The organism is Kitasatospora sp. NPDC059803, assembly GCF_042732255.1.
GTDB lineage: Bacteria > Actinomycetota > Actinomycetes > Streptomycetales > Streptomycetaceae > Kitasatospora.
This window is the reverse complement of sequence record NZ_JBHWIJ010000394.1, coordinates 1-3,085: the sequence shown is the minus strand read 5'-3', so window position 1 is coordinate 3,085 and position 3,085 is coordinate 1. Positions and strand designations below refer to the sequence as shown.

The 3,085-nt window shown below is 75.9% G+C and carries 3 protein-coding genes; 2 read left to right on the top strand and 1 reads right to left on the bottom strand.

Annotated features, from left to right (window positions below; translation table 11 throughout):
- Together ACFV6I_RS36375 and ACFV6I_RS36370 are read left to right on the top strand one after the other, a co-directional pair.
- On the top strand, positions 1-545 hold a 545-nt coding region (locus tag ACFV6I_RS36375; protein WP_380430256.1), incomplete at its 5' end, for an NUDIX domain-containing protein.
- 104 nt (positions 546-649) lie between these two features.
- The gene (locus ACFV6I_RS36370) at positions 650-1,489 is read left to right on the top strand and encodes a DUF4184 family protein (protein WP_380430253.1); all 840 of its coding nucleotides are present in this window, start codon (positions 650-652) and stop codon (positions 1,487-1,489) included.
- Here ACFV6I_RS36370 and ACFV6I_RS36365 read toward each other — a convergent pair.
- Positions 1,465-2,829, bottom strand: a complete 1,365-nt coding sequence (locus tag ACFV6I_RS36365) for a dipeptidase (protein WP_380430251.1) — start codon at positions 2,827-2,829, stop codon at positions 1,465-1,467. The genes ACFV6I_RS36370 and ACFV6I_RS36365 overlap by 25 nt on opposite strands.
- Positions 2,830-3,085: the final 256 nt, after the last annotated feature.

The following is a 3,085-nucleotide window of genomic DNA, read 5'->3' as shown; positions in this document are numbered from 1 at the left end:
GCACCCCCGAACGCGCCCGCCAGGCGCCCGCCCCAGCCCCAAACCCCCACCCCCCCCCCCCCCCCGCCCACCCCGCGGCACCCGCGCACATTAATACCCACAAACACCCCCGCGTCCTGCTGGTCGACCCGGTCTACAAACCCGACTGGGACTTCCCCGGAGGCGTGGTCGAACGCGGTGAGGCCCCCACCGACGCGGCCCTGCGCGAGACCGCCGAGGAACTGGGCCTGCGGCTCGACCCGACCGGGCTGCGCCTGCTCGCCGTCGACTGGGAGCCGCGCACCGGCCCGCGCCGCGGCGGCCTGCGCCTGATGTACGACGGCGGCCAACTGGACGCCGCCGCCCGCCAGAACCTGCTGCTCCAGGCGGAGGAGCTGCGCGACTGGCGCTTCGTCACCCTGGACGAGGCCGCCGACCTGCTGCCCCCGAGCCGCTACCGTCGCCTCGCCGCCGCCCTGGACGCCCGCCGCAGCGGCGAGTTGCGCTACCTGGAGGCGGGCCGCCGGGTCGCGCTCGGCCTGGCCAGCACGGCGGACGCGGCGTAGCCGCCCGGGGCGCCTGACGAGCCCGGGTGCCGGGCGGTCCAGAGGTGTTGGCCGCTGTCCCCGGGCGTTGACTGATGGCCCGGCAGGGGCGGGAGGATGGGGACATGCCGTTCACACTGAGCCACCCCGCCGCCGTCCTGCCCCTGCTGCGCGCCGCCGGGGAGCGCGGGCCGCTGGTCGCCTCGGCGCTGGTCGCCGGATCGATGGCGCCCGACGTCCCGTTCTTCGCCGAGTCGCTGCTGCCCGGGGTGTACGGCCACGGCGGTCTGACGCACCGCTGGTGGGCCGTGCCGACGCTGGACGTGGCGATCGCGGGCGCGCTGGTGGCAGGTTGGCACGGTCTGCTGCGCGCGCCGCTGGTGGCGCTGCTGCCCGACCGGTGGGCGGGCGCGGCCGAGGCGCTGACGGTCCGGCGGCCCGCCGGAGGCGGGGCGGGTACGGGGGCGGCGTGGTTCGCGGCGTCGGCGGCGATCGGTGCGGCCACCCACGTCGGCTGGGACGCGTTCACCCACGAGGGCCGGCTGGGTGTCCGGCTGCTGCCGGTGCTGGACCGGGAGGTGGCCGGGGTTCCGCTCTACTCGGCGCTGCAGTACGGCAGTTCGGCGCTGGCCCTGGCCGCGATGGCGGGCTGGGCGGTGCGGGCGGTGCGGGGCGTGGAGTCGGTCCGCCCGGCCGTGGCACTCGCTCCCCGGGCGCGCCGGGCCGCCGTCACGGCCCTGGGCGCGGCGACGGCGGCCGGAGTGCTGCACCGGCTGGCCCCGCTGCGGCGGAACCTGATCCCGGAGTTCTGCTTCGGCGCCGGGGCCGGGCTCGCGGTGGGTGCGGTCGGTTACGCGGTGGTGACGGGTGCCGCCCGCAGGTTCCGGGGCGGGCGGCCGGTGCCGGGGACCGCCGATGGCGGTCCCCGGACCAACGCGCGTCAGACCGAGCGCAGTTCGGCGTAGCGGCGGAGGAACAGGGCCTCGGAGAGGGCCATCCGCTCCAGTTCCTGCGGGTCGACGCTCTCGTTGACCGCGTGGATCTGGGTGGTCGGCTCCTCGACGCCGATCAGCACGATCTCGGCCTTCGGGTAGAGCGAGCGCAGCGTGTTGCAGAGCGGGATCGAGCCGCCCTCGCCGGAGGCGACCATCTCGGTGCCGAAGGCCTCGGCCATGGCCTCGCCCATCGCCTCGTACGCCGGGCCGGTGGTGTCGGCGTTGAACGGGGCGCCGGTGCCCTGGCGTTCGACGGTCAGACGGGCGCCGAGCGGGACCTGCGCCTCCAGGTGGGCGACCAGCGCGTCCTGGGCGGCGGTCGGGTCGTTGCCCGGCGGGACGCGCAGGCTGACCAGGGCCTTGGCGGCGGCCTGGACGGAGGAGGTGGCGCCGATCACCGGCGGGGCGTCGATGCCGAGGACGGTGATCGCGGGGCGGGCCCACAGGCGGTCGGCGATGGTACCGGTGCCGGTCAGGGCGACGCCGTCGAGCACCTTGGCGTCGGAGCGGAACTGCTCCTCCGGGTACTGGACACCGCTCCAGGTCTGGCCGCCGGTCAGTCCGGCCACCGCGACGTCGCCGTGCTCGTCGTGCAGCGAGGCGAGCATCCGGACCAGCGACTGCAGCGCGTCCGGGGCGGCGCCGCCGAAGGCGCCGGAGTGCAGGTTGCCGGCCAGGGTGGTGACCGCGACCTCGACGACCGTCATGCCGCGCAGCGAGGCGGTCACGGTGGGCAGGCCGGGGGCGAAGTTGCCGGTGTCGCCGATGATGATGGCGTCGGCGGCGAGCAGTTCGGGGTGGGCCTCGGCGTAGCGCTCCAGGCCGCCGGTGCCCTGCTCCTCCGAGCCCTCGACGATGATCTTCAGGCCGACCGGGTAGCCGTCGCCGTACGCCTGCCGCAGCGCCCGCAGTGCGGTCAGGTGCATCAGGATGTTGCCCTTGCAGTCGGCGGCGCCGCGCCCGTACCAGCGGCCGTCACGCTCGGTCAGTTCGAAGGCGGGGCTGAGCCAGGCGTTCTCGTCGAGCGGGGGCTGGACGTCGTAGTGCGAGTAGAGCAGCACGGTCGGCGCGCCCTGGGGGCCGGGCAGTTCGGCGTAGACGGATTGGGTGCCGTCCGGGGTGTCCAGCAGTTGGACGTTGGTCAGGCCTTCGGCGGCGAAGGCGTCGGCGACCCAGCGGGCGGCCTTCTCGCACTCCTCGACCGGGAACTGGCGCGGGTCGGCGACCGAGGGGAAGGCGACCAGTTCGGCGAGGTCGGTGCGGGCACGGTCCATCAGGGACCGGACGGCGTCGGCCAGCGGCTGTGACATCGGGGCTCCGAGGGGAAGGCTTCGCCCGAGGGGTGGTGCGGGCGGAGGGGGCGGTTTGGGTACCGCCGATCATAGGCGGACTCGAACAGTCCGATCGGGTGGTTTTACCCGGCGATCCCGCCCGGCGCACCGTCTGGTGGATCGGTCCGATGGATCGCCCCGGGATCGCCCCGGGCTCGGCCCCCGGGCCCCCCCCGCTCGCCCACGGGGACCTCAGGCTTCCGGGCGGCGCTCCGGGGGGCGCCCCCCTCGCGGG